Annotated in this window: 20 protein-coding genes and 1 pseudogene; 13 read left to right on the top strand and 8 right to left on the bottom strand. The window is 68.5% G+C overall.

What is annotated here, in order from left to right; translation table 11 throughout:
* Positions 1 to 157: 157 nt before the first annotated feature.
* From ACFYXB_RS37420 to ACFYXB_RS37455, 8 genes and pseudogenes are all read left to right on the top strand, one after another.
* Positions 158 to 1,048 (top strand): ABC transporter substrate-binding protein, encoded by an 891-nt coding sequence (locus ACFYXB_RS37420; protein WP_389589461.1) that lies wholly within the window; start codon positions 158 to 160, stop codon positions 1,046 to 1,048.
* On the top strand, positions 1,048 to 2,652 hold the full coding sequence (locus tag ACFYXB_RS37425) for an amino acid ABC transporter permease/ATP-binding protein (protein WP_389589462.1): 1,605 nt from the start codon (positions 1,048 to 1,050) through the stop codon (positions 2,650 to 2,652). The genes ACFYXB_RS37420 and ACFYXB_RS37425 overlap by 1 nt, the downstream gene beginning before the upstream one ends.
* Positions 2,649 to 3,080 carry a RidA family protein gene (locus ACFYXB_RS37430; RefSeq protein ID WP_389589463.1) on the top strand — a complete coding sequence of 144 codons (432 nt, stop codon included), beginning with the start codon at positions 2,649 to 2,651 and terminating at the stop codon, positions 3,078 to 3,080. The genes ACFYXB_RS37425 and ACFYXB_RS37430 overlap by 4 nt, the downstream gene beginning before the upstream one ends.
* Entirely contained in the window at positions 3,077 to 4,192 is a 1,116-nt protein-coding gene (locus tag ACFYXB_RS37435) for an acetamidase/formamidase family protein (RefSeq protein WP_389589464.1), read from the top strand. The genes ACFYXB_RS37430 and ACFYXB_RS37435 overlap by 4 nt, the downstream gene beginning before the upstream one ends.
* Before the next feature lie 110 nt (positions 4,193 to 4,302).
* The gene (locus ACFYXB_RS37440; protein WP_389589465.1) at positions 4,303 to 5,034 is read left to right on the top strand and encodes a FadR/GntR family transcriptional regulator; all 732 of its coding nucleotides are present in this window, start codon (positions 4,303 to 4,305) and stop codon (positions 5,032 to 5,034) included.
* A 175-nt stretch (positions 5,035 to 5,209) separates the two neighbouring features.
* Complete coding sequence (locus ACFYXB_RS37445) at positions 5,210 to 6,604, top strand: acetamidase/formamidase family protein (protein WP_389589466.1); 1,395 nt, start codon at positions 5,210 to 5,212, stop codon at positions 6,602 to 6,604.
* Positions 6,605 to 6,802: 198 nt separating this feature from the next.
* A complete protein-coding gene (locus tag ACFYXB_RS37450) occupies positions 6,803 to 8,461 on the top strand; it encodes an amidase family protein (RefSeq protein WP_389589467.1) in 1,659 nt (552 codons plus the stop codon).
* 363 nt (positions 8,462 to 8,824) lie between these two features.
* Positions 8,825 to 8,962 (top strand): annotated as a pseudogene (locus ACFYXB_RS37455) (aldo/keto reductase); the annotation flags it as partial.
* 161 nt (positions 8,963 to 9,123) lie between these two features.
* Here ACFYXB_RS37455 and ACFYXB_RS37460 read toward each other — a convergent pair.
* The 4 genes from ACFYXB_RS37460 to ACFYXB_RS37475 form a co-directional block, all read right to left on the bottom strand.
* The gene (locus tag ACFYXB_RS37460) at positions 9,124 to 9,909 is read right to left on the bottom strand and encodes a fumarylacetoacetate hydrolase family protein (RefSeq protein ID WP_389589468.1); all 786 of its coding nucleotides are present in this window, start codon (positions 9,907 to 9,909) and stop codon (positions 9,124 to 9,126) included.
* A gap of 141 nt (positions 9,910 to 10,050) precedes the next feature.
* Positions 10,051 to 11,346 carry an MFS transporter gene (locus ACFYXB_RS37465; protein ID WP_389589469.1) on the bottom strand — a complete coding sequence of 432 codons (1,296 nt, stop codon included), beginning with the start codon at positions 11,344 to 11,346 and terminating at the stop codon, positions 10,051 to 10,053.
* 287 nt (positions 11,347 to 11,633) lie between these two features.
* Positions 11,634 to 14,564 (bottom strand): FAD-binding and (Fe-S)-binding domain-containing protein, encoded by a 2,931-nt coding sequence (locus tag ACFYXB_RS37470; protein ID WP_389589470.1) that lies wholly within the window; start codon positions 14,562 to 14,564, stop codon positions 11,634 to 11,636.
* Between the two features lie 34 nt (positions 14,565 to 14,598).
* A complete protein-coding gene (locus ACFYXB_RS37475) occupies positions 14,599 to 15,765 on the bottom strand; it encodes a pyridoxal-phosphate-dependent aminotransferase family protein (protein ID WP_389589471.1) in 1,167 nt (388 codons plus the stop codon).
* 89 nt (positions 15,766 to 15,854) lie between these two features.
* Here ACFYXB_RS37475 and ACFYXB_RS37480 point away from each other — a divergent pair, with 89 nt between their 5' ends.
* The gene (locus ACFYXB_RS37480) at positions 15,855 to 16,631 is read left to right on the top strand and encodes an IclR family transcriptional regulator (RefSeq protein ID WP_389589472.1); all 777 of its coding nucleotides are present in this window, start codon (positions 15,855 to 15,857) and stop codon (positions 16,629 to 16,631) included.
* A gap of 360 nt (positions 16,632 to 16,991) precedes the next feature.
* Positions 16,992 to 17,243, top strand: a complete 252-nt coding sequence (locus tag ACFYXB_RS37485; RefSeq protein ID WP_389589473.1) for a CoA transferase — start codon at positions 16,992 to 16,994, stop codon at positions 17,241 to 17,243.
* Positions 17,244 to 17,335: 92 nt separating this feature from the next.
* Here the strand turns inward: ACFYXB_RS37485 and ACFYXB_RS37490 are convergent, their stop codons facing one another.
* Positions 17,336 to 17,512: a hypothetical protein gene (locus tag ACFYXB_RS37490; RefSeq protein WP_389589474.1), complete on the bottom strand. Its 177-nt coding sequence runs from the start codon at positions 17,510 to 17,512 to the stop codon at positions 17,336 to 17,338.
* Between the two features lie 1,156 nt (positions 17,513 to 18,668).
* A complete protein-coding gene (locus ACFYXB_RS37495; RefSeq protein ID WP_389589475.1) occupies positions 18,669 to 18,941 on the bottom strand; it encodes a hypothetical protein in 273 nt (90 codons plus the stop codon).
* Between the two features lie 155 nt (positions 18,942 to 19,096).
* On the opposite strand from ACFYXB_RS37495, the gene ACFYXB_RS37500 reads away from it, so the two are divergent.
* Positions 19,097 to 19,366 (top strand): GntR family transcriptional regulator, encoded by a 270-nt coding sequence (locus ACFYXB_RS37500; protein WP_389589476.1) that lies wholly within the window; start codon positions 19,097 to 19,099, stop codon positions 19,364 to 19,366.
* 201 nt (positions 19,367 to 19,567) lie between these two features.
* Here the strand turns inward: ACFYXB_RS37500 and ACFYXB_RS37505 are convergent, their stop codons facing one another.
* Positions 19,568 to 20,500, bottom strand: a complete 933-nt coding sequence (locus ACFYXB_RS37505) for a hypothetical protein (RefSeq protein ID WP_389589477.1) — start codon at positions 20,498 to 20,500, stop codon at positions 19,568 to 19,570.
* Between the two features lie 69 nt (positions 20,501 to 20,569).
* Positions 20,570 to 20,740 carry a hypothetical protein gene (locus ACFYXB_RS37510; RefSeq protein ID WP_389589478.1) on the bottom strand — a complete coding sequence of 57 codons (171 nt, stop codon included), beginning with the start codon at positions 20,738 to 20,740 and terminating at the stop codon, positions 20,570 to 20,572.
* Positions 20,741 to 20,783: 43 nt separating this feature from the next.
* On the opposite strand from ACFYXB_RS37510, the gene ACFYXB_RS37515 reads away from it, so the two are divergent.
* A complete protein-coding gene (locus ACFYXB_RS37515) occupies positions 20,784 to 22,028 on the top strand; it encodes a DUF6880 family protein (RefSeq protein WP_389589479.1) in 1,245 nt (414 codons plus the stop codon).
* 169 nt (positions 22,029 to 22,197) lie between these two features.
* Complete coding sequence (locus tag ACFYXB_RS37520) at positions 22,198 to 22,896, top strand: UPF0158 family protein (protein WP_389589480.1); 699 nt, start codon at positions 22,198 to 22,200, stop codon at positions 22,894 to 22,896.
* Positions 22,897 to 23,096 lie beyond the last annotated feature (200 nt).

Genomic DNA, 23,096 nt, shown 5'->3' on the forward strand with positions numbered 1-23,096 from the left:
GGGGCGGCCGGGGTTTGTTGCATCCCTGTAAGAACGCCATGACGTTTACGTTCGGCTGCTGACGCGCTTGCGGGGGCGTTCGTAAGGTGATTCGGCTTGGTCGGACCATCCGACCAAGTCACTTCGCCCTGCGTCCGTGACCGAAAGGAATGCACCCATGCGCCACCGTCTGCCGATAGCAGCGGCGTCCGCCGCATCCGTCGCCTTCATGGCGGCCTGCGGCGCCGGGTCGACAACGAACGCCACGGCCCCCACAGCCACGGTTTCGCCCCCCTGCAAGAAGCTGCAGACCAGTCATCCGGATCTCAAAGGCAAGACGTTCACCAACGCGCTCAATCCGCACACACCCGGCTACGAGGCGCTCGACCCCAAGGATCCGAGCAGATACGTCGGGTTCGACATCGATCTCGGCGCCGCTCTGGGCGAATGTCTGGGCTTCAAACTCACCTACAAGCCGGTGGCCTTCCCGGCGCTACTGCCCACACTGCAGAGCGGCCAGGCCGACCTCGTCATCTCCGACATCTACGCCACCAAAGAGCGCGCCAAGGCGGCGGACTTCGTCACCTATTCGAAGGTCTACGACGGGGTGCTGGTGCGAAAGGGCAACCCGAAGAAGCTCACGGGCATCAACACCTCCTTGTGCGATTCCACCGCCGCACTCAACACCGGATTCGTCGAGGTGCCCCTCGTCCAGAACCTGGCCGACACATGCAAGGCCGCCGGCCGCCGCGCCCCGCAGGTGCAGCTGTACGACAACAACGCCCAGTGCATCCAGGCGATCCTCGCCGGCCGCGCGGACACCTACATCAACGACGTCAACACGGTGACCCAGGCGGTCAAGGCGAACCCGAAGACGCTGGGCAAGGCGACCGCCGTGACGCTGCCCTACTCCATCGGCATCGCCGTACCGAAGGGCAAAACCCAGTTCCGTGATGCCGTTCAGGCCGCCCTCGTGGAGATCCAGAAGGACGGCACCCAGACGAAACTGCTCAAGAAGTGGTCGCTCGAGACGGGCACTCTGGAGGCACCGCGGCTGGTGACGGGCTGATGTCCCAGTTCCTCCACTACCTGGAACTGCCGTATCTGCTGCAGGGCATCCTCATCACCCTGCAGCTGACCGGGCTGGGGCTGCTCGGCGGTCTGGTGCTGGGCTTCGTCCTGGCGAGTATGCAGCTGTCCCGGCACCGGGCGCTGTCCGTGGTGGCGCGCGGATACACGATCGTGTTCCGCGGCACCCCGCTGATCCTCCAACTGGTCTTCGCCTACGACGCCTTGCCGCACGCCGGGCTGACGCTCAGCCCACTGACGGCGGCCGGGCTCGCGCTCGCGGCCAACGAGGCCACCTTCATCGCGGAGGTCTTCCGGTCCGGCGTACTCGGGGTCGACAAGGGCCAGGTCACCGCCGGCCAGGCGCTCGGTATGACACCGCGCGTGATCATGAGACGCATCATCGCTCCGCAGGCGGTACGCCTCATGGTCCCGGCCCTTGGCAACGAAGCCGTGACGACGCTCAAGAACTCCTCGCTCGCATCCTTCATCGCCGTCCAGGAACTGACCCTGCGCAGCACCCAACTCGCCTCGTCCACCTTCGACTTCTTCTCCGTCTTCTTCGCGTCCGGCGTGATGTATCTCGTCCTCACCGGAGCCATCAGTGCCGTACAGCTGGCGGCCGAGCGCGCGCTCGATCTGGACCGCCCCGCCTCCCGGTCGTGGGCAGACCGGCTGCTGCCGCTCCGCCGTCCCGTCGCCGCACCCGTACCGGTGGCGGCAGCGGCGAAGGACGCCGTCGCCGACGACGAACCGTGGGCGCCTCCGGCCCCGCCCGAGCCGTGGGAGCGAGAAGCCCGCGTGGCCGCACTCGACGGTGCGCCGGCCGCCGTCGAGGTCCGCAATCTGCACAAGAGCTACGGGGAGCAGGTCGTACTCGACGGGCTGAACATGACCGTACGTACCGGCGAGGTCGTCGCCCTGCTCGGCCCCAGCGGATCCGGCAAGAGCACCCTGCTGCGCACCATCAACCACCTGGAGGACCTGGACTCGGGTGCCGTCCTGATCAACGGCCGCCGTCTCGGCTACCACGACGACGGCAAGCCGCTCTCCCCCGCGAAGATCGCAGACACCCGCGCCGAGGTCGGCGTCGGCATGGTCTTCCAGCACTTCAACCTCTTCAGGCACCTCACCGCCCTGGAAAACGTGGCGGGACCGCTGCGGTGGGTGCACCGGATGCCGGCCAAGCAGGCGGAACACAGGGCGGGCGAGCTGCTGGAACGGGTCGGACTCGCCCACCGGGCGGGAGCACTGCCGCGGCACCTGTCGGGCGGGCAGCAGCAGCGTGTGGCCATCGCCCGGGCGCTGGCGCCCAATCCCCGGGTGCTGCTGCTCGACGAACCGACCTCGGCCCTCGACCCGGAACTCGTCCACGAAGTACTCGAGGTGATCCGCGGGCTCGCCCGCGAGGACGGGCTGACCATGCTCATCGCCACGCACCAGTTGCGCTTCGCCCAAGAGGTCGCCGACCGGGTGGTGTTCATCAGCAACGGCTCCGTGACCGAAGAGGGGCCCGCCGAGGAGCTTCTCACACGCCCCAGGCACCCGGCCACCGCCCGGTTCCTGCGGGTCATGGGAGCGCAGAGCGTAGGAGGCGTCGCATGACAGTCCCGGCCGACGACTCGGTGGGGAAGGAGACCTTCGTCTTCTCGCCCGCGGACGGGGTGCCGCCGCAGGTCGGCCCCTTCGCCCACGCGACCCGCTTCGGATCGCTGGTCTTCGTCACCGGCCAGATGCCCACCGACCCGGCGACCGGGCGGTTGGTGGACGGCGACGTGATCGCCCAGGCAGAGCAGGTGCGCCGCAACCTGGAGGCCGTACTACGCCAGTTCGGCCTCACGCTCGACGACGTCCTGATGGTCCGGGTCTATCTGACCGACTTTGACGACTTCGACGTCTTCAACACGGCCTACGAAACCTGGTTCGACGGCCCTTTGCCGAGCCGCACCTGCGTCGGGGTGTCTGGCCTCGCCGTGGGGGCAGCCATCGAGATCGACCTCATCGCCGGAATCCCAGAGAGGAAGCATTCATGACTCTCCCCCTCCTTCAGCCCCACGAGGGGCCCATTCCGGGCCGGCATTACCTGGCGTCGACCAGCGAGACCGTCACCTGGGGCTGGCTCCCCGCCGAGGGCACCGCACCGGTCGCCGAAATGGGCTCCGGGGAGACGATCACCGTGGACACCGTCTCGCACGAGGGCATCCTGGAAGACCAGGGCAGGGATCCCGTGACCTTCTTCGGGCAGTTCGGGGTCGACCCTGCCGACGTGCTGCGTGACGCCGTCGACATCGCTGCCGGGCACCCCGTCCGTGACGCCGTCGGCGATGGGCCGCATGTCACCACCGGACCCATCGCGGTCAGCGGGGCCAGGCCCGGCGACGTGCTGCGGGTCGACTTCCTGGAGTTCGTGCCGCGCGCACCGTACGGAGTCATCTCCAGCAGACACGGCTACGGGGCTCTGGCCGGAGAGCTGCCACCCCTGCCGCACCTCGGCTTCGTGCCCGATCCTGGCGACCCAGAGAAGGCCGGCTCCGTCTCCACGTTCTGCCGGGCCTCGGCGGATCTGACCGGCACCCTGCCGGTGCCCGGTGGCCGGGAGCTGCGCTTCCCCCTCGCGCCTTTCCTGGGGCTCATCGGGGTGACTCCCAGTGGTGCGACCCCGCTCCACTCCGTACCACCCGGGCCGTTCGGCGGGAACATGGACGTCAAGGACCTCGTCACCGGAACCAGCCTGTATCTGCCCGTGCAGGTGGACGGCGCCGGGCTGTTCGTCGGAGATCCGCACTATGCCCAGGGGCACGGCGAGGTGGCCCTTACCGCGCTGGAGGCACCGCTGCGCGCAACCTTGCGGGTCGAGGTGCTGCCGTCGGCCGACAGCCGCGCTCTCCTGGGGTTGCTGCGCCGGCCCTTCGGTGAGACCTCGCAGCACTGGATCGCGCTCGGCCTGCACCGCGACCTCAACGAGGCGTTCCGCGAAGCCGTCCGCGAGGCCCTCCGGGTCCTCGCCGATCTGTACGAGGTGCCGACGGACATCGGGTACGCCTATCTGAGTGCCGCCGCGGATTTCGTGGTGAGCCAGGTGGTGGACGACGTCAAGGGCGTCCACTGCCTGATCCGCAAGAGCGACTTCGGCGCGTGGACGTGATCGTGGAAGACTGCCGATGCCGGACTCAGCCGTGGGTTGAAGCCCCGGCCCGGGGTGATCGGACACGGTACGCTGGCTGCACGTTCGGTGCGGAGGTAAGAGGTATGGGAGTGGCGAAAGTTCCGCCGCTGCGCACCCGTGCCCACAGCGTCAGCGACGCGCTGGTCGCCCATCTGGAACAGCTGATCGCGCTGGGCGAACTCGGTCCGGGTGACAAACTGCCGTCCGAGCGCGAACTGGCCGAGTCGCTGTCAGTCTCGCGGACCTCGCTCCGCGAGGCCCTGCATCAGCTGGAGGCCAAGCACCTCATCGAGCGGCGGCCGGGCCGGGGCACCGTGGTGCTGGCTCCGCCCGCCCAGGTCAGCGATCTCTATGCCAATCTGACCGAGTTGGCCGAGGCCGACCGGGAACTGGCCAATGTGGCCGAGCTGCGGACGGTCATCGAACCGAAGATCGCCGAATTCGCGGCACTGCGGGCCACCAGCTCCGACCTGCTGCAGATGGACGACATCCTGCACGCCACGGACGAGAACCTGCTGGCGGTCAAATCGCTGGAGCTGGACGTCCAGTTCCATCTCGCCTTGGCCCGGGCGAGCCACAATCCGCTGCTCACCGCGCTCACCACGATGGTCAGTTCATGGACCACGCCGGTACGCAAAGACTCCCACAGCACCCGGGAGGGCCGACGGGCGTCGCTGGCCGGCCACCGGGCGATCCGGGACGCGATCGAGGCCCGTGACCCGGCGGCGGCAGCCGAGGCGATGATTCTTCACCTCGCGGACGTCGACCAGCTGATCCGGCGCACGCGCGACGACAGCGCACCCTCCGCCGGCCAGGCCTGACCTTCCTCACCGCCGCGACGCCCCGTCACAGGGCGGCGCGATTCCCCCTGCAAGCCCTTCCGTACGCCCCTTCTGTTTGCACGGTTCCCCGATACGGCGCTGCTCACGTGGGCCCCAGCCTGCCGGGAGCCAGCCCGACGACAGCGCCGCCAACGACATGAACACAGGAGTACCCATGAACACCTCTGCCACGGACTCGGGTGACGCCCGGGAGCTGCTCATCTCCGGCCTCGGGCGGCGCGGTTTCCTGCGCGCCGCCACCGCCGTGACCGCGACGGGAGCTGCAGCGACACTGTTGTCGAACGATCCGGCGCAGGCGGCTGAGTCCACGAAGGCGCCCACTACCGCGTATCCGAAGGAGATCCTCCAGCCAGGTAAGGGACCGATCCACGGCAAGCACTACCTGTCCTCCCTTCCGGAGCAGGTCCGCTGGGGGTACGTCCCCTCGCTCGACAGCCGGCCGGTGCTGCGGATGCGTTCCGGGGAGACGGTGACCGTCGACACGGTCTCCCACGAGGGCCTCCTGGAAGATCAGGGACGCGACCCCGCCGCCTACTTCAAAGGCCATGGTGTGCCTGCCGATCAGGTGCTCGACGACGCCATCGCCATCGCCCGCGACTACACCCGCACCACCCGCAACTTCGATGTCGACGGCCCGCACGTGATTACCGGCCCGATCCACGTCGAGGAGGCGCAACCCGGCGACGTACTGAAGATCGAGATCCTCTCGCTCCTGCCGCGTGTGCCCTATGGCGTCGTATCGAGCCGCCACGGCAAGGGCGCCCTCGCCCGCCAGGCGGGCGGCTCGGCCCCTGCGGGGATCACCCTCGACGAGGTCATGCCCCCGGTGTCGACGGACGGGAGGTCCACCGGAGACCCCGTCCACTACGGCAACGTCTCGGTCTTCACGCCGGTCCGCCGCGGTGGCGCCGGGGTCCTCAACGGAGTGGTGCCGCTCGGCACTTCAGGTGAGGTCGCCTTCCCGCTCAAGCCTCACATGGGCATGATGGGCGTCGCCTTCGCCTCCGCGGATGCCCTCACGGCACCGGCGCTCAACTCGATACCGCCGACCCTCGGCGGCGGCAACATCGACATCAACCGGCTCCAGCAGGGCGCGACCCTCTACCTCCCGGTGTTCACCGAAGGCGCGCTGTTCTACACCGGCGACCCACACATGGCCATGGGCAACGGCGAGGTGGCGCTCACTGCCATGGAGGGTTCCCTGCGCACGACCTTCCGCCTGACCGTGTGCAAGCAGGGCTCCGGTGAAGCCCCGTCCGTCGCGTTCCACTACCCCTTCGGCGAGACTCCGGACGCATGGGTGGCCGTGGGCCTGTCGGATCCCGACGGCAGCCAGAACGGCCAGATCAACGACCTGAACATCGCGATGCGGCGGGCCGTGGTCAACGCACTGGACTTCCTGGAGCACGACCTCGGCATGGACCGGGCCGTGGCGTACGCGTATCTCTCGGCGGCCGCCGATTTCGAGGTGTCCCAGGTCGTGGACCGCACCGTCGGCGTACACGGCGTCATCGAGAAGGCGCACTTCACCGACCGGCACCACGCGTAAAGGTGCCGACTGCACTCCGACCGCACTCAGATGCCGGCCCGACGCAGTCGCCCGCACCCTCCGGTGACATGAGACACCGCCGAACCGATGACGGTAATCCCGTGCCCATCACGTCCGCGGCACTCTCCGCAGCGGACGCAACGCGAGCAAACACCTAGCTGCCGCCCAACGGCGGTACGAGAGAGGACCAGTGGACGCGTGAGCGAGCACAGCAACGTTAGCGAGCACGGCAATCTGAACAGACGTGGCTTCATCGGTGCCGTGGGCGCGATCGGCGCGCTGGGCATCGTCGGCGAAACCACGGGCCCGGCTTTCGCCCAGGGGGCGGCCTCCCCGAGGGCAGCGGCCGGTACGTCCCGGCCGCGGTCTCGCGCCCGCGGCTTCGAACTGATCGAGGCGACCGTCGCCGACATCCACGACGCCTACCTGCACGGCCGGCTGACCTGCCGGGAGCTGGTGCAGCAGTACCTCGACCGGATCGCCGCCTACGACCAGCGAGGGCCTGCCCTGAAGGCGATCATCACTGTCAATCCGCGTGCGCTCGAGGTCGCCGACGGACTCGACCGCCAGTACCGGCGTTCCGGCCTCACCGGCACGCTGCACGGCATCCCAGTGATCCTCAAGGACAACTACGACACCTTCGACATGCCGACCACCGGCGGCAACACAGCGATGCGTACCTCCGTGCCGCCCACCGACGCGTTCACGGTCGCCAAGATGCGCAAGGCGGGGGCACTCATCCTCGCCAAGGCCAACCTGCAGGAATTCGCCCGGGGCGGCAACTCGCTCAGTTCGCTGGGCGGGCAGGTCCTGAACCCCTACGATCTCACCCGGACACCGGGCGGCTCCAGCGGCGGCACCGGTGCGGCGATCGCGGCGAACTTCGCCGTCCTGGGCACGGGCAGCGACACCGGCCAGTCGGTCCGCTCCCCCGCCTCCGCCAACAGCCTCGTCGGAGTGCGCTGCACCAGAGGCCTGATCAGCCGTAGCGGCGTCATTCCGGCCAGCATCACCCAGGACGAACTCGGCCCCATCACCCGCACCGTGGAGGACGCGGCTCGGCTGCTTGACGTCATGGTGGGCTTCGACCCGGCCGACCCCGTCACGGGATACGGCGTCGGCCGCCCTCCGCGCAGCTACACGGATCGGTTGCGACGCGACGCGCTGCATGGCGCCCGCATCGGCGTGATGACCAACCTGTTCGGCACCGAGACGCGCCATCAGGAGGTCAATCGCGTGATGGAGGACGTCATCTCCACCATGCAGGCGCAGGGCGCGACCATCATCCGCTTCAGCCTGCCGGAGTACGACACCCTCCAGTCCATCGTGGTCACCTCCACATGGGAGGCGCGCACGGCCATGGACGCGTACTTCGCGTCACTCGGCCCGGACGCCCCGGTGCACACCTTCGACCAACTGGTCGCCTCCAAGACGGCGACGCCCGAGGCACAAGCGGCGCTCGAGACGGAGATCGCCATCGCCGACGGCCTGAACAACGCGGTCTACAAGGACCACTTCGTCAACCGCGAGAAGCTTCGGCTGACGGTGTCGGCCAAGATGGCCGAACTCGACATTCAGGCGATCCTGTACCCGCTGCAGAAGGTGCTCGTCTCCCCGGTCGGTGTACCGCAACCGGAGCGCAACGGCACCCTGTCGAACGGCACGGGGTTCCCGGCCGTCTGCTTCCCCGGCGGGTTTTCCACCCCCACATCGGCAGCTCCGATCGGCGTGCCGGTCGGCGCGGAATTGCTCGGGCGTGAATTCGACGAGCCGCTGCTCCTCTCGCTCGCCTATGCCTACGAGAAGGCCACGAAGACCCGGAAACTACCGCGCAGCACACCGCCTCTGGCGGGGTAACCGCAGGCGAGAGGCGCGCATGCGCAGTTCATCGCCGCGGATCATCTCGTCGCCGGCAAGACCATCGTCCATCCGACACGCCCTGAAGAGTCGCTTCATTTGGAAAGTCCGCGGTAGCAGATGAGGGCGGCGTCGATGCCAGCGCAAGCCGGACAAATGTCCGGCTTGCGCTCGTATCTGTGATGGATCCTGCCACAGCCGGGAAGCGCGACAATGGGGCGCTCGGATACCCGTCGGTGCCGGTCAGGCAGTGGGACCGACTCGGCGGAACCCTCCACGAGTACCAACATGCCGCGTGACCAGGCCGGATGATGTATCGGCACCCGCGCTGCTGTGCCCGCGCACCATCGCGGCCCCGGCCTCCGCCCGGAGCAGGTCCTACAGAACGTCGCCGCGCTGGAGAATCCTGACCTCACCAGCGATGAACTGGGCGAGATCGACAAGTACGCCACCGACGGCGGCGTCGACCTCTGGCGGGACGCCCGCACCAGCGACCTCGGTCGTCCATCTCCGGGCTCGTCCAGGTGCCACGGGTCGGACGCGCAGCGCTCAGTCAACCTGAACAATCACCTGCACGACGGTGCAGCCGGGCCGGCGGCTTCGCGGGCGGGCGTTGGGCCACAGGAGAGCGCAGACTCATCGGCCGGGGCGGGATCAAACGCTCACGTCGTGCCCGGCGCGCCGAGCGGCTCCGTGCCGACCACCGGATTGGACAGTGTCCCCACGCCTTCGATCCGGACTTCGACCCGGTCCCCCGGGACCAGCGGACCCACGCCGGCGGGGCTGCCCGTGAGCAGTACGTCACCTGGTTGCAGGGTGATCCAGCGGGTGACGAAGGCCAGCAGTTCACCCACGTCGAAGACCATGTCGGCGGTGGAGCCGTCCTGGACCGTACGACCGTTGACGAGGGTGTCCAGCCGCAGCGCTCCGGGGTCGGCCACGTCCGTTTCGATCCATGGCCCGAGCGGGCAGAAGGTGTCCGCGCTCTTGGCCCTGGTCCACTGCCCGTCCGCGCGCCAGTCGTCCGCGGTGATGTCGTTGGCACAGGTGTAGCCGAGTACGTAGTCGGCGAACGACGTCGCTGAGACGTCCCGGGCGGTGCGGCCGATCACGACGGCGAGTTCTCCCTCGTACTCCAGCCGCCGGAGTCCGGCCGGGTGGACCACCGCCGCACCGGGGCCGACCACGGCATTGGGCGCTTTGAGGAACAGGGGTGGCTGGGTCGGCCACGGCCGCTGCTTCTCCGCTATCTGTCCCGCGTAGTTGCTTCCCGCACACACAATGACCCGCGGGTCGCAGGGCGCGAGGAGCTCCACCTCGTCGAGCGCCGCGATCCTGGGTCCGGGCCGTGAGCTGCCGAGCGGGCTGTCGCCCACATCGTGGATGTACTCGTCGACCAGCGCACCGAATCCGGTGTGCTCTGCCTTGCGATACCTGATCAACCGCACCGCGCATCTCCCTTGTTGGCCCCTGCGGACCGTTCTTGACCTGAAAGCTGTCGAAGCCGGCTCCCACACCCATCGGGCCTGCGTGCCAGGCGGCCGGCTTCCGGCCGCCTGGCACACAGGGGAAAGGGCGAGAAGGAACTGTCAGGCAGACCTGACAGCGGGTGTTCCCTCCGCTCCCTCCGCTTCGGTACCGATGGGCGGGGCGCTCGTCGCCTCACGCAGCTTCTTCCGCAGCGTCAGGACGAGCAGCGCCGCCACCGCGAAGGCCGCGCCGAAGAACACCTGAGTGAGGGCGTATCCCCCGCTGATGTCCTTGAGCCATCCCCCGATGTAGGGCCCGATGAAGCCGCCGAGGTTGCCGACCCCGTTGATGATGCCGATGCCGGCGCCCGCGGCCGCTGCCGGCGTGAGCTTGGTGACGGTGGCCCAGAACGGTCCGTACCAGGCGATCGACGCAGCGGTGCCGAGGATCATCGCCCCCAGCACGAGCCACTTCTGCTGGGCAGAGATCAGGCCCGCCCCGGCGAGGACCACGGCTCCTACGCCGAGGACGGCGAACATGTGGGTGGTGTGCCTGCCGTGGCGGTCTGCGGACCTGCCGATCAGAATGATCGCCAGGCCGGCGGCGATCTGGGGCAGCATCGCGACGAGACCGACTTTCATGTCGGTGTGGAACGCCGTTTTGAGCACGCTCGGCAACCACATCGAGAGCCCGAGCAGACCCAGTTGGGTCAGCGTATAGATGAGGGCGAATTTCCACACGATCAGGCTGCTGAAAGCTGCCTTGAACGTCCCACGGTGCTTGAGCGGTTCGCCCTCCTCGGTGCGGGACTTCTCGATGTAGTTTCGCTCGTTGGCCGACAGCCACTCGGCTTTCGCCGGCGTGTCGCGGATGATGACGAGCCATGCGACAAGCCCGAGTACGAGTGGGGCGCCGCCCTGGATGATGAACAACCAGCGCCAGTCCGCGTACGTCAGGATGACACCGGAGAACGGCGCGGCGACGATTGCAGCGATCGGCGTGTACAGCTTGAAGATCGCGTATGCTCGGCTGCGTTCGGCGAACGGGAACCACGACCGGATGGTGGACATCAGCGCGGGCTGTACGCCGCCCTCGGCCACCCCGAGCAGGAAGCGGGTCAATACGAGTTCGGTGTAGTTGTGCGTCAGTCCTGAGGCCACCGCGGCCGCGCTCCACAGCACCATCAGGATCGCGATCCACCGCTTCGCGCTCCACCGCTCGGCCATGTATCCGCCGGGGACCTGAAGCAGCAGATACCCCCAGAAGAAGACACCGCTCGCGAAGCCCTGTTGTGCCCCGGAGAGGTGCATGTCCACCTGGAGGTGGGGCAGGGCGAAGCTGATGTTCGTTCGGTCTATGTAGCAGATGATGTAGACGAAGACGATGACCGGCAGAATTCTGGTCCATCGCTTCATGTCGGATCGGCGCCGGAATACGGATGTCTGCGTTGCCAACGACCTACCTCCTTGTAGGTGTAATGCCGGATCTCTCAGCGCACGGACTGCGCGAGAGACTCGTGGGGCGGGTTTCGTCGTCTCCTTTCCTGGTGTGCCTGCCGCTCGACGGTTTTCGCACAGGGCGCGGCCGAGGCCGGGCGGGCAGTGGCACGGCATACGGATGTGCTGGCCCCGGCGGCGGTGCTGAGCATCGAGTGCGCGCCGCCTTCGGGAGGAATTCAGCCGGGACCGCCCGGTCTGTCAGGTCAGGTGGTGTGGAGCGCGGAGCGAACGAGTTCCACCGGGTGGAGGGCACGGCGTCCGCCGCCATGGGAGATCTGCTGTCGGCAGGACACGCCGGTCGCCACCACGACGGTGTCTTCGGAGGCCGCCCTGATGGCCGGGAAAAGGCGGTCGTTACCCACGGTCATCGACAGGTCGTAGTGCTCGGATTCGAATCCGAAGGATCCGGCCATGCCGCAGCATCCGGCGTCTAGTTCGTCGACCGTCACACCGGGGATCCGGTTGAGCAGCGCGATGGTCGCGGTGGTGCCGACTTCGGCCTTTTGATGGCAGTGGCCGTGGTAGAGCAGCCTTCGCCCGGCGAGCCAGGAATCCGCGCGCAGCCGCAGCCGCCCGTCGTCGATGGCCTCCGCCAGCAGCTCTTCCACCTGCCTTACCCGGCCCGCGACGTCCTTGACCGCCACGTCGTCGGGCAGCAGCGCCAGGTGCTCGTCCCGCAGGGTCATCAGGCAGGACGGTTCGCAGCCCACGATCGGTGAGCCCGGTTCCCCGCGGGCGCTGAGCGTGTGGGCGAGTTCGCGGGCCTTGTGCTGGGCGTCATCGATGAGCCCTTTGGACAGGCTGGACCTGCCGCAGCAGCCGCCGGCCTCCAACTCGACCTGCCACCCCGCCAGTTCCAGCAGTTCGATCGCCGCCTGGCCGATGCCCGGTTCGGTGAACGTGGTGAAGGAGTCCGCGAGGAAGACGACCGTTCCCTGGGTGACGGGGTGTGCCGTGCTCGTGCGGCGGCGGAACCAGCGCAGCAAGTTGGCCCGCGTGAACCTCGGCAGCGGCCTGGCCGGGGTGATACCGATCAGCCGGTCCATCAGCCGGCGCACCGGTCGCATGCGTCCGGGCAGGTTGGACAGCGGTGCGGTCGCCGAACCCAGGCGGTTCAGCGACCGGATCGCGCCGAAGATCCGGGACCGCAGCGGGGTTCCGTGCAGGTCGTGGTGGTGCGACAGTGTCTCGCTCTTGAGGGTGGCCATGTCCACGCCGAGGGGGCATTCGCTCTTGCACGCCTTGCATCCGAGGCAGAGGTCCAGGATCTCGTGCAGCCGTTCGTCGCCGAGCGCCGTCCGGGGGTCGGGCTGCGACAGAGCGTTGACCAGAGCGTTGGCCCGGCCGCGGGTGGAGTGCTCTTCTTGAAGTGTGGCCATGTACGAGGGGCACATGGCGCCGGCGGCGCTCTTGCGGCAGAGCCCGATGTTCATGCAGCGGTCCGCGGCGCCGCGCATGCCGCCGACCACTTCGAAGGACAGCCGCGTCGGGAACGGGGTGGCCGGTGGCAGTGCCGGATCCCGCAGGTTGTCCGTCATCGACGGGGCATCCACGATCTTGCCCGGGTTCATCCGGTCCTCCGGATCGAAGACGCGTTTGACCTGGCGCATGGCCTCGTAGAGCCCGTCGCCGAAGAGTTCCCGGTTGAACTCGCTTCTGGCCAGCCCGTCGCCGTGCTCGCTGGAGTTGACGCCGCCGTACTCCCTGACCAGGTCCTTGATCTCCTCCGCGACCGAGCGCATCGTGTGCACCTGCGCCGGATCGGTCAGATCGAGGAAGGGGCGGATGTGCAGGCAGCCGACCGAGCAGTGCCCGTAGAACCCGGCCGTCAGGTCGTGCCGGTCCAGGATCGCCTTGAAGCGCTGGGTGTACTCGGCGAGGTGCACGGGATCGACCGCGGTGTCCTCGATGAAGGCCAGCGGGCGGCGTGAGCCCGCGCTGGCGGCCATCAGCAGGCCCAGGCTTGATTTACGTACCTTGAGCAGAGCCGCCTGCTGGTCGGCCGTGACCGCCTCCAACGTGTGGTAGCCGTGGCCGTGGCGCCGCCACAGCGCGGTCAACTGGTTCAACTGGCCGACAAGCCGGCGCTCGTCGTCCCCGGAGAAGGTCACGAAGAGCAGCGCCCCGGGGTCGCCTTCCAGGATCGTGCCCAGCGAGGCGTACTCGATCTTCTGCCTGGACAGTTCCAGGATCGTTCGGTCCATCAGCTCGACGGCGGCCGGATCGCAGGAGAGCGCATCCTCGGTGGCCGCGATGGCGGCGGGCGTCGAGGTGAAGTGGCCGACGGCGATCACCGTACAGAGCGGCTTGGGCACGAGGTCGACCAGGGCCTGGGTGGCGACCACAAGCGTGCCCTCCGAGCCCACGACGAACTTCGCCAGGTCGAACGGTCCGTCCCCGGCAAGCCGGTCCAGCCGGTAGCCGCCGGCCCGCCGCCAGAACTTCGGGAACCCCTCGGCGATGGCGGAGGAGTTCCGCCTCAGGATCTCGGGCAGCTGCCGGTAGATGTCGCCTTCGAGGGTGGCCGCCTGCGCCCGGCGTGCTCGCTCTGCCTCGGTCACCGGTGCCAGGTGGGCGAGGCTGGCGTCGCTGAGCACCACGTCCAGCTCTCGTACGTGATCGATGGTCATCCCGTAGCGGACCGATCCGCTGCCCGCCGAGTTGTTTCCGATCATGCCGCCGATCGTCGCGCGGTTGCTGGTCGAGGTGTCGGGGCCGAACATCAGTCCCAGCGGGGCGGCGGCCCGGTTGAGCTGGTCCTGCACCACGCCCACCTCGACCCGGGCCGTACGGTTGTCGGCGTCGATCTCGAGGATTCGGTTCATGTGCCGGGACAGGTCCAGTACCAGGCCGGGCCCGATGGTCTGGCCGGCGAGGCTGGTGCCGGCCCCGCGCGGGACCACCGGTACACGGTGTTCGGCGGCCGCCGCGACCGCGGCTGCCACGTCCCCTGCGTGGCGGGGGAACACCACGCCCATCGGAGTTATCGAGTACATACTCGCGTCCTGCGCGAATAGGCGCCTGGTGTAGTCGTCGAAGGCGACCTCACCGTCGAGTTCCCGCCCAAGCTTGCGCATCAGGTCCTGCGAGGTGACGTGTTCGCCGGCGGTTCGGGAACTGCTGACCGTGGTCACTACTCGTTTCCTTTCGAGCGTTGCTCAGGGCTGTTCACTCGGCGCGCAGCAGGTCCAGTGCGGCACTCAGGCCGGCCGGGTTGATGTCCACCCCTGCCAGTTGGAGCCCCATCTGGACACCGGCGAGCGTTCCGGCCAGGGTCAGGTCGTTGAAGTGACCGAGATGGCCGATCCGGAAGGCCCGCCCCGCGAGCTTGCCCAGGCCGGTGCCCAGCGACATGTCGAACCGGTCCAGGATGATGCGACGGACCTTGTCAGCGTCGTGCTCCTCGCCCAGCAGTACCGCGGTCAGGACACTGGAGTACTCCCGCTCGTCGGCGCACAGCACCTCCAGGCCCCACCCCTGGACGGCGGCCCGGGTGGCCTCGGCATGACGGTCATGCCGTGCGAACACGTTGGGCAGGCCCTCCTCTTCGAGCATGATCAGGGCCTCGCGTAGCCCGTACAGCATGTTGGTGGCCGGGGTATAGGGCCAGTAGCCGTGCTGGTTGGCCTCGAGGATGGGTGTCCAGTCCCAGTAGGACCGCGGCAGCCGCGCCCGCCCGGCGGCGGCGAGTGCCTTCTCGCTGACCGCGTTGAAGCCGAGCCCCGGGGGCAGCATCAGGCCTTTCTGCGAGCAGCTGATGGTGACGTCGACGCCCCACTCCTCGTGCCGGTAGTCGATCGATCCCAGCGAGGAGATCGTGTCGACAAGGAGCAGGGCGGGATGGCCCGCCTCGTCGATGGCCGCCCGGATCTCCGGCACGCGGCTTGTGACACCGGTGGAAGTCTCGTTGTGGACAACCATCACCGCCGCGATGGAGTGGGTCTTGTCCTCGGCCAGCCGCTCGGCGACCACGCTCGGGTCCACGCCGCGCCGCCAGTCCCCGGGGACGAAGTCCACTTCCAGCCCGAGGCCTTCGGCCATGCCGCGCCACAGGGTGGCAAATTGGCCGGTCTCGAACGCCAGCACACGGTCGCCGGGGCTCAGAGTGTTGACCAACGCCGCTTCCCACGCCCCGGTCCCCGAGGAGGGATAAATGACGACGGGACCGCTGGTGCCGAACACCGGCTTGACTCGTTCCAGGACGTCCAGTCCCAACTCGGCGAACTCCGGCCCGCGGTGGTCGATGGTCGGTTGTGCGATGGCCCGCAGTACCCGGTCAGGAACGCTGGTCGGGCCAGGGATCTGGAGGAAATGCCGCCCACTGCGCGTCGTCATTGGAGACCACTCCATCTTCCGTGCCGTAACATGGCACACCGTGCCGTAAAAAGGTATGGTGATGTTAGGATCGAGTGATCAGGGAGTCAATGGAGATGCAGAACGTCCTCAATGCTTTGCGCATGCTTGAAGAGGTCGCGACGCGACAGCCGATCGGCGTCGGCGAGCTGTCACGGGTTCTGGGGATACCCAAGAGCTCCGTACAGCGTGCGCTGCAGACCCTTAACGCGGCGGGCTGGATCCGTCCCGCGGGAGGTGAGATCACCCGCTGGGTGGTGACGACCAAAGCGCTGGACGTGGGTCGGCATGCCAGTGGCGACCTCGGTCTGCGCGACGCGGCTGTGCCGGTGATGGAGGAGTTGCGCCGGCGCACCGAGGAGACGATTCACCTCACGGTTCCGGAGGGGAACAAGATGGTGCTCATCGAGCGGCTGGAGACGTCCAAGCCAGTGCGCACCAGTATGTCCTTGGGGCATTCCCTGCCCCTCCACGCGTCCGCCAACGGCAAGGCGGTGCTGGCGCACAGCCCTGCCGAGGTGATCGACCGGCTGCTTTCCGAGGAGCTTGCGCGTTACACCGACACGACCGTCACCGACCCCGACCAGTTGCTCGCCGAGCTGGAGCGGATACGAGCACAGGGCTATGCGACCAACAGGGGAGAGTGGCGATCCGACGTCGGCTCGGTCGCAGCGGCCGTCATGGGTGAAGCCAGGGAGCCGATCGCGAGTCTCAGTGTCAACATCCCGATGACCCGATTGACTGACGAATCCCAGTCCTTCTTCGGCGCCGTGGTGAGCGAGGCGGCGAAGACCCTCTCAGCGCGCCTCGGGCACTCGTCCGGTCTCACTCCGCCCGCATCCGCATGACGTCATCAGCGGTGCGGCCGTGCCGGACCTACTCGATGCAGCGCACCGCCACGCCCGGCGCTTGCCTCGGCAGCCTTCGCCCGCGCTGTGCCCCCGTTCGCCGGGCCTCTGAGGGCCTTGCCGGCCCAGCCCCGCTGCGCCCTGGCCGGACGCAGGCAGACCTTGCGTTCGCGGTCGGGGTCGGCGGTCTTCCCTTCGGTGGGGGAGCGTCACCAGGCTGGTGGTCCCGGCGTCGAGCGGCGCCTGAGCGCCGGCTTCACCGGCTCGCCCCCATTCGGCGTCCGACCAGCCGATCCTCAACTCGCGCACTGCGTGTCCGTTTCCTCCCCCATCCGGGGATTTCCATGCAGGGAGATTGGGATGAACGGTACTGTCGCTCGTCCGCTCGAGCCCGTCGCACCGCTGACCGGTGTCCGAGCACTGGAGATCGGGGCGTTCATGGCGGCACCCTTCGGCACGATGCAACTCGCCGACCTCGGAGCCGATGTGATCAAGGTGGAGAATCCTGACGGTGGGGATCCGGTCCGTACGTGGCCGGGCAGAGTTCCCGGACCACCCCATCCGGGCCTTGGTGCTATCGAACACGTGCCACCGACTGCAACGACACGGTAGCCGCTGTCTCACCTTGATCCGCTCACCGGCGGCCAAGGACCCCAGTTCGGCGGCGATCACGCGGACCGTAGCCTTCTCCCGCAACCGATCGGCTATGTGGAGGCGATCGGCTTCACACAGGTAGCGGCAGGGATCAGAAGGAGCGGCACCTCCTGGTAGATCGGAGGTGCCGCCTTCTTCCGGCCGAGGTGAGCATGTGAACCGTTGCGCCACTTCTTGCCGGACCGCACGTCGATGCCGACGATCCGACAGGCTTCCCGGCTGCTCACACTTTGCTGCATGAGTCAGAAGTATGCCTCCCGCTCCCGGGTCAGCTTCTTCGGCCCCTGCCTCCGGTCGAGCGAACTTCGGCCAGGCCTGCGCGGCCCAGAGATCGTGCGCAATCACCTCCATGACTGGCGCCGGGGCAGTGCGCAGAGCCCACATCGTGCACCGCGCTCACCGCCATCCACGTGGCACGCCCCCTCCGGCCGCTGTGACGATCAGTCCCTTACGTGGCTTGGTTGGGGCGATGGTCGGGCCGGCCACAGGCCCAACCATCGCCTGTGTCCCCCACGGTGACCTAACTCGGACCGCGGCTCGGGCCAAGCCGGCGGCCACCACCCCCGGTCGAGGGTCTTGCGCAATCGGCTGGTGTGAGCGGTTGCGCAGCCAAATGCGTGGCTTCGGATCTCCGGCTGCGCAGTCTGGGATGCCAGGGGTGCGTGGCTGGCTTCTGCCGCTGGCCCCGGGCCATCTGCGCAACGGCGGGCGAGTCACGTCGCCAGGTGTGGAACAGGCCCCCGGGGGGGTTCTCTCCGGCTGTGTTGAGTACGTCGGCGTCCATGCGAGGCCGGATCCGCGGTCGGGCCGACCGCGGCCCTTGTGTCCCCATCGTCACCGTGGTCGGGCTCGCATGGTCGGCAGCGGACCCGTCGGAGACGAAGGCGTTCGGTGAGAAGGCGGCCTACTTGGCCCTGTGAGACTCCCAGGGAGCGACGAGAAGCCCTGTTGACACCTACGAATCTCGCAGGGCGCCCACAGGGCTTCGTGTCTTTGAGGACTAATGGAGTTGCTACGCGCCTCCGCCGCCTCCATTCGCTGACTCCGCGTCAGAGCACGAGCGCTTCAGCGCCTGGCTCAACACCTCTGCCGCAGTTCCTGAGAGCGGTTGGTCCGGCAGGCCCAGCCGCTGGCTACGGGACTCCGCCACGTCTAGCGCGTCGCGGAGGCATTCCGCCGTACGTCGCAGCATGTACATGGCCTCATCAGCGGTCAAAGTCGCGTCTAGCATGGGGCGCACCAGCCCCAGCACCGCTGCGCCTACCTCTAGTTGTTGTGCCTCGATGGCGTCTGCGAACAGCGAGAGCGGACCGTCTGGGTTGTTGGCGGGGATGTACGCGGGCTTGCCTTCCGGCCCGTTGAACGGGAGGCGTCGAAGGCGGGTCATTCGGTCACCGCCGAAACGTAGTCCTGCCCCACGACGGCCAGTACTGCCGCGCGACGCCTCTCCCGCCGGCGCCGCCTTTCGTGCGCCTGCCCGTGCACCACCGGGTACGGCCTCACCAACAGCAGGAAATCCGCCTCGATGACGTCCGCCGCACGCTGGCAGCGCGGAGCGAGAAAGGTTCGTATCGGCGCCGTCGGCGCGGTTTCCGCCCGGCTCTTTCCGAGGGCGGCCCGCAGAAAGCCGAGAACCAGCGCCAGTAGGCTTCGCATTGTCGTTCGCTCCTTTTCAGCGATCGGCCACGCCCCGGGGGTGTTCGCCGCACCCGCCGGGCCTCTTCTGTCTACATATGGTAGCGACTTGTATCGCTACGTTTCTAGACGTATCTCAAACTGCCGACACGAAGGGGTACGCCTAGCTTCGAGCCATGGCCATTGACCCAGATGCGGAGATTGATCACGGCGCCCCGCTCACGCCGTACCGGCAACTCGCCGAGATTCTGCGTGCGCGCATCCGGCGAGGAGATTGGGCACCAGGACGCGCGATCGCGTCTGAGACTCAGCTAGTGCAGCAGTACGGGCTTGCGCGCAGCACGGTACGGCGGGCTATCGCTGTCCTGGTGGAGTCCGGTGAGGTCTTCACGGTGCCCCAGCGCGGCACCTACGTGGCGGAAAAGCCCAGTTCAGAGGCCGTATAGCCCTGCAAGGGCGCAAGGTCTACCGACTCGTGGCCGTAAAGGAACTCCGCGTCCCAGTCGCCTTCACGACCACTTCGCACGGGCGGCCCCACTCGACCGGGGCGAGCCTCAACTCCGGACCGAAGCCGCCCGGCCTAGTGGGTGGCTTCGGCGCACACCCATGTATGAAGGCGCCTTGGCTCGGCTCGCCCAGCCGGACGGTCAAAGGTTGGGGAAGCCCAGGGCGTCGAATCGGCGCATGAGCGAGGGCTTTCCTCGGTGGGCGGTGCGCAGTTCGCCGGATCTGCGGTCGAAGTCGGCGGCGCTGCCCTGACGTGCGTGGAGTGCGCGCAGGTCGCTAAGCAGCGCGACGGCCTGGTCGTAGGCGGCCGGTTTGCGCTGGGCGATGAGGTCGTCGATGGTGCGCCAGGCGGTCGCCTGGTCGCGGGCCAAGTGGTCCAGGCGCGCGTCGCGGGCCTCGGCGACTGCCCGTACTCGCGCTTGCTCCGCCGCCCCGCGTGCGGCCCGCTCCCGCTGGGCGCGCACGGTGCGGTGGCGGTGGGCCGCGTCCAGGAGCTGGGCCGCGCTGCGGCGTACCCCGGGGCCGCCCTCGCTGGTGCGCAGGGATTGCCGGAAGCGGGCCAGGAGTCCGGGGCCGAGCTGGGGGGCTGTGCCGAGGGCTGCCTGGAGCAGCAGGGTGTCCTTCTCGGGTGCCGGAAGTCCGGCGATGAAGGCGGCGAGCCTGTCCGGGGCGGCCGCCGACTCGGTGGCCGGAGCGCTGTCGGACGCTGCGACGGCGAGCAGGTCCTGCGGGACGCGCAGGAAGTCCGCGAGGGCCCGCTGCGGCCCGGTCAGCTCGGCCAGCCCGGCGGGGACGGATGGCTCCGTTTCGCGCTGGTACTCCTCTTCGTCATCGTCCGCGAGCTCCCAGACGGCGACGGCGGCCAGCCAGCCCAGGTACAACGGGCGAAGGTCCCCAGCCGCGAGCTCGGCGCGGAGCCCGGCGAACGAGGCGAGCTCGAAGGAGGTCTCGAAATCCCCCTCGCCGCTGTCCTCGGCGCTCAGGGAGAAGTCCAGCAGGGTATGGCCGCCGCGCGTCCACACCGCGAGTGTCTGCTGAAGCGCGTAGCCCTGCGCGGTCTTGGCCGGGAGCACGGAGGCGGGGATACGCAGCAGAAGACGGCGGCTGCCCCAGTTCGCGTAGTACAGGTGGGCGTCGTAAAGCTACTCGACGAGCTTGGTGGGATCGCCGTGGAAGTCACCCCAGTGATATTCGTTGACGAAGCTGGTGGAGGTGATCCGGGCCCGCGTAGACAGCGCTCTTACCTGGGCGATCTCGGCCTTGGTCAGCGGGCGGTCGACGGCCAGGAACTCGTAGTACTGGTACTCGCTCACGGCCCGGCAGCCTACCTGCGCGGCGGTTTGATGGGATGTCCGGATGAGCGAGGTTGAGGAGCTGGCCGGGCTGGTGGACGGGCTGCGCCGGGACAGGCGCCGCGGCCCCTACGCCGGGCACGGCGAATACCTGGATACGGCCTGGGCCGTCCACGAAGCGGCCGAGCGGCTGCTGGACGGCGGGCTGGCGGACCAGGCGGCGCCGAAACTGCGCACCGCGGTGGACCGGGTGGCGAAGGCGTTGATGTACCTGGATGACTCCGGCGGCACTGTGGGCGACGCGTTGCGTGCGTTGACGGTCCTCTACGCCAAGGCCGTCTGTGCTGCGCCGCCGAGGCGTCCGCAGACGTTGGCCACGTGGATCGACAAGACCAAGTTCGACGGGCCCGGCTGGCCCGACCTCCAGCTGGCGGATTTCGCTGCCGGCCTCGGGCCGGTCGGACTGGCGCACCTCGCTGACCTGGTCGAGGACCGGGCGTCCGGCCTTACGGATGAGGACCGGTACGGGGCCGCTTTGCACATTCAGGATTTGCGTGAACAGCTGGCCGCGAACGTCGGCGACACGGACCGGTACATCGGTGTGGTGGCGCGCGACCTGCGCACCCCGGGCCAGTATCTGAAGATCACCGAGGCGCTGCGGGACGCTGCCCGCACCGAGGAGGCGACCGTCTGGGCGCGCCGCGGTCTGGCCGCCCACCCCACCAGCCCTTACCTGCCGCCGCTGCGCGATTCCCTGGTGGACCTGCTCACACGGGCGGGCAACGAAGAGGAGGCACTCGCCGTGCGCCGCGCGGCCTTCGAGCGCACCCCCGTACACGCGGTATTCCATCCGCTGCAGGCCACCGCCACCCGCATCGGAAGTCCACAGACCATTCAGTGGGCGCTCGGCCTGCTGCGCGAACGGCTGCCGGCCCACCCCGCCGGCGCCCGGGAACTGATCTTGTGCCTGCAAGAGACCGGACAGCACGATGATGCCTGGCAGGTAGCCGTCGACCACCTTGACGACCTGGGTAAGTACCTGCTCCAGGACCTGATCGAACAACGGCGCACGACGCACCCGGCCGACGTGACCGGCCCCTACCGGCGCTTGATCGCCGGGTATCTGGCGGAGACCGGCAATAAGTACCGCTACCAGTACGCGGTACGCCACCTCAAGGCGCTGCGTGCGCTCCACCAACAGCTCGGCACCCCAGGCGAGTTCGCCGACTACCTGCACGCCCTGCGTGCCGAGCACAAACGTAAGACCAGCTTCCTCGCCCAGCTGGACAAGGCCGGACTCGGCGGTTGACGGCGGGTACGCGAACGTCGGCGGGCTGCGGGTGCGGCGGCCGGACACGGATCAGCCAGCCGCGCCACGGCGTCGTGCCGTGATGACACCTGCCACCACTGGTCCGCGGGCCAACCTGCGCGGCACTCCCTGCGTTCGCCTGCCAGCCGGGGAGGCTATGGTCAACACCATGGCCCAGGGGTGGAGCGAGGACGATGTGCGGGCAGTGCGCACCGCGATCCACAGCGCGGACGGGTCGGCGCTGCTCGCAGCGTTGCGGAGCCGACCGATGCGGTCGGTGCTGCAGTTGGCCGGCGACGGCGTTGCGGCCGCGGCCGCCCGACGGGTGCCGGGCGCGGACGCGGTGGCGGCCGAGTTCCTCGAACACCTCACCGCCCGCGGCTGGGACGGTGACGCGGAACTGGCCGACCGGCTGCGCGACTCCGCCGAGGGGGGCCCGGCACCGCTGTTGCGCCCGCTGCCCGTGGACCTGGAGGAACTCGCCACGCTGCTGGAAGGCGACCTGATGTATGGCGGCGGCCATCTCGACCTGACCACCGGCGACTGCTACCCGCAGGCGATCGAATGGCTCGAAGGCGAAGCCGACGCCTGGGAGGATGACCCCGACCGCTGGCTGTACGTGCCCTGCCACGGCTCCCGACCGGGCTACCGGGACATGGAGCTCTTCATCGAAACACTCGACGATGACGATCTCGCCGAACGGCTGCGCATCGCCATCACCGGCCGGGGCGCCTTCCGCCGCTTCAAAGATGTCTTGGCGTCAGGCGACCAGGCATGGCGCGACTATCACCGGCTGAGTGACGAGCGGCAGCGCGGCCGGGCCCGTGCCTGGCTGGCCGACCAGGGCTACTGCCCACGACTGCCTTAGGAAGCCGAACCGGCCGGCCCACGGCTCCCTGACGCCTCCCCGGCCCCGCTCCTGAACTGAAGCGAACACCTCGGATGCGCCGGTGCGCTGGTTGTGCTCCCGCACCCCAACGGGCATCCCAGCCACAGGCGAAGCCATCCCGGACGAGACGCGCGGCCGCACGCGCTCTCCGTCCAGGGCCGACCGAGCCCGACCGGCGG

The organism is Streptomyces sp. NPDC002619, from assembly GCF_042889305.1.
Lineage (GTDB): Bacteria > Actinomycetota > Actinomycetes > Streptomycetales > Streptomycetaceae > Streptomyces.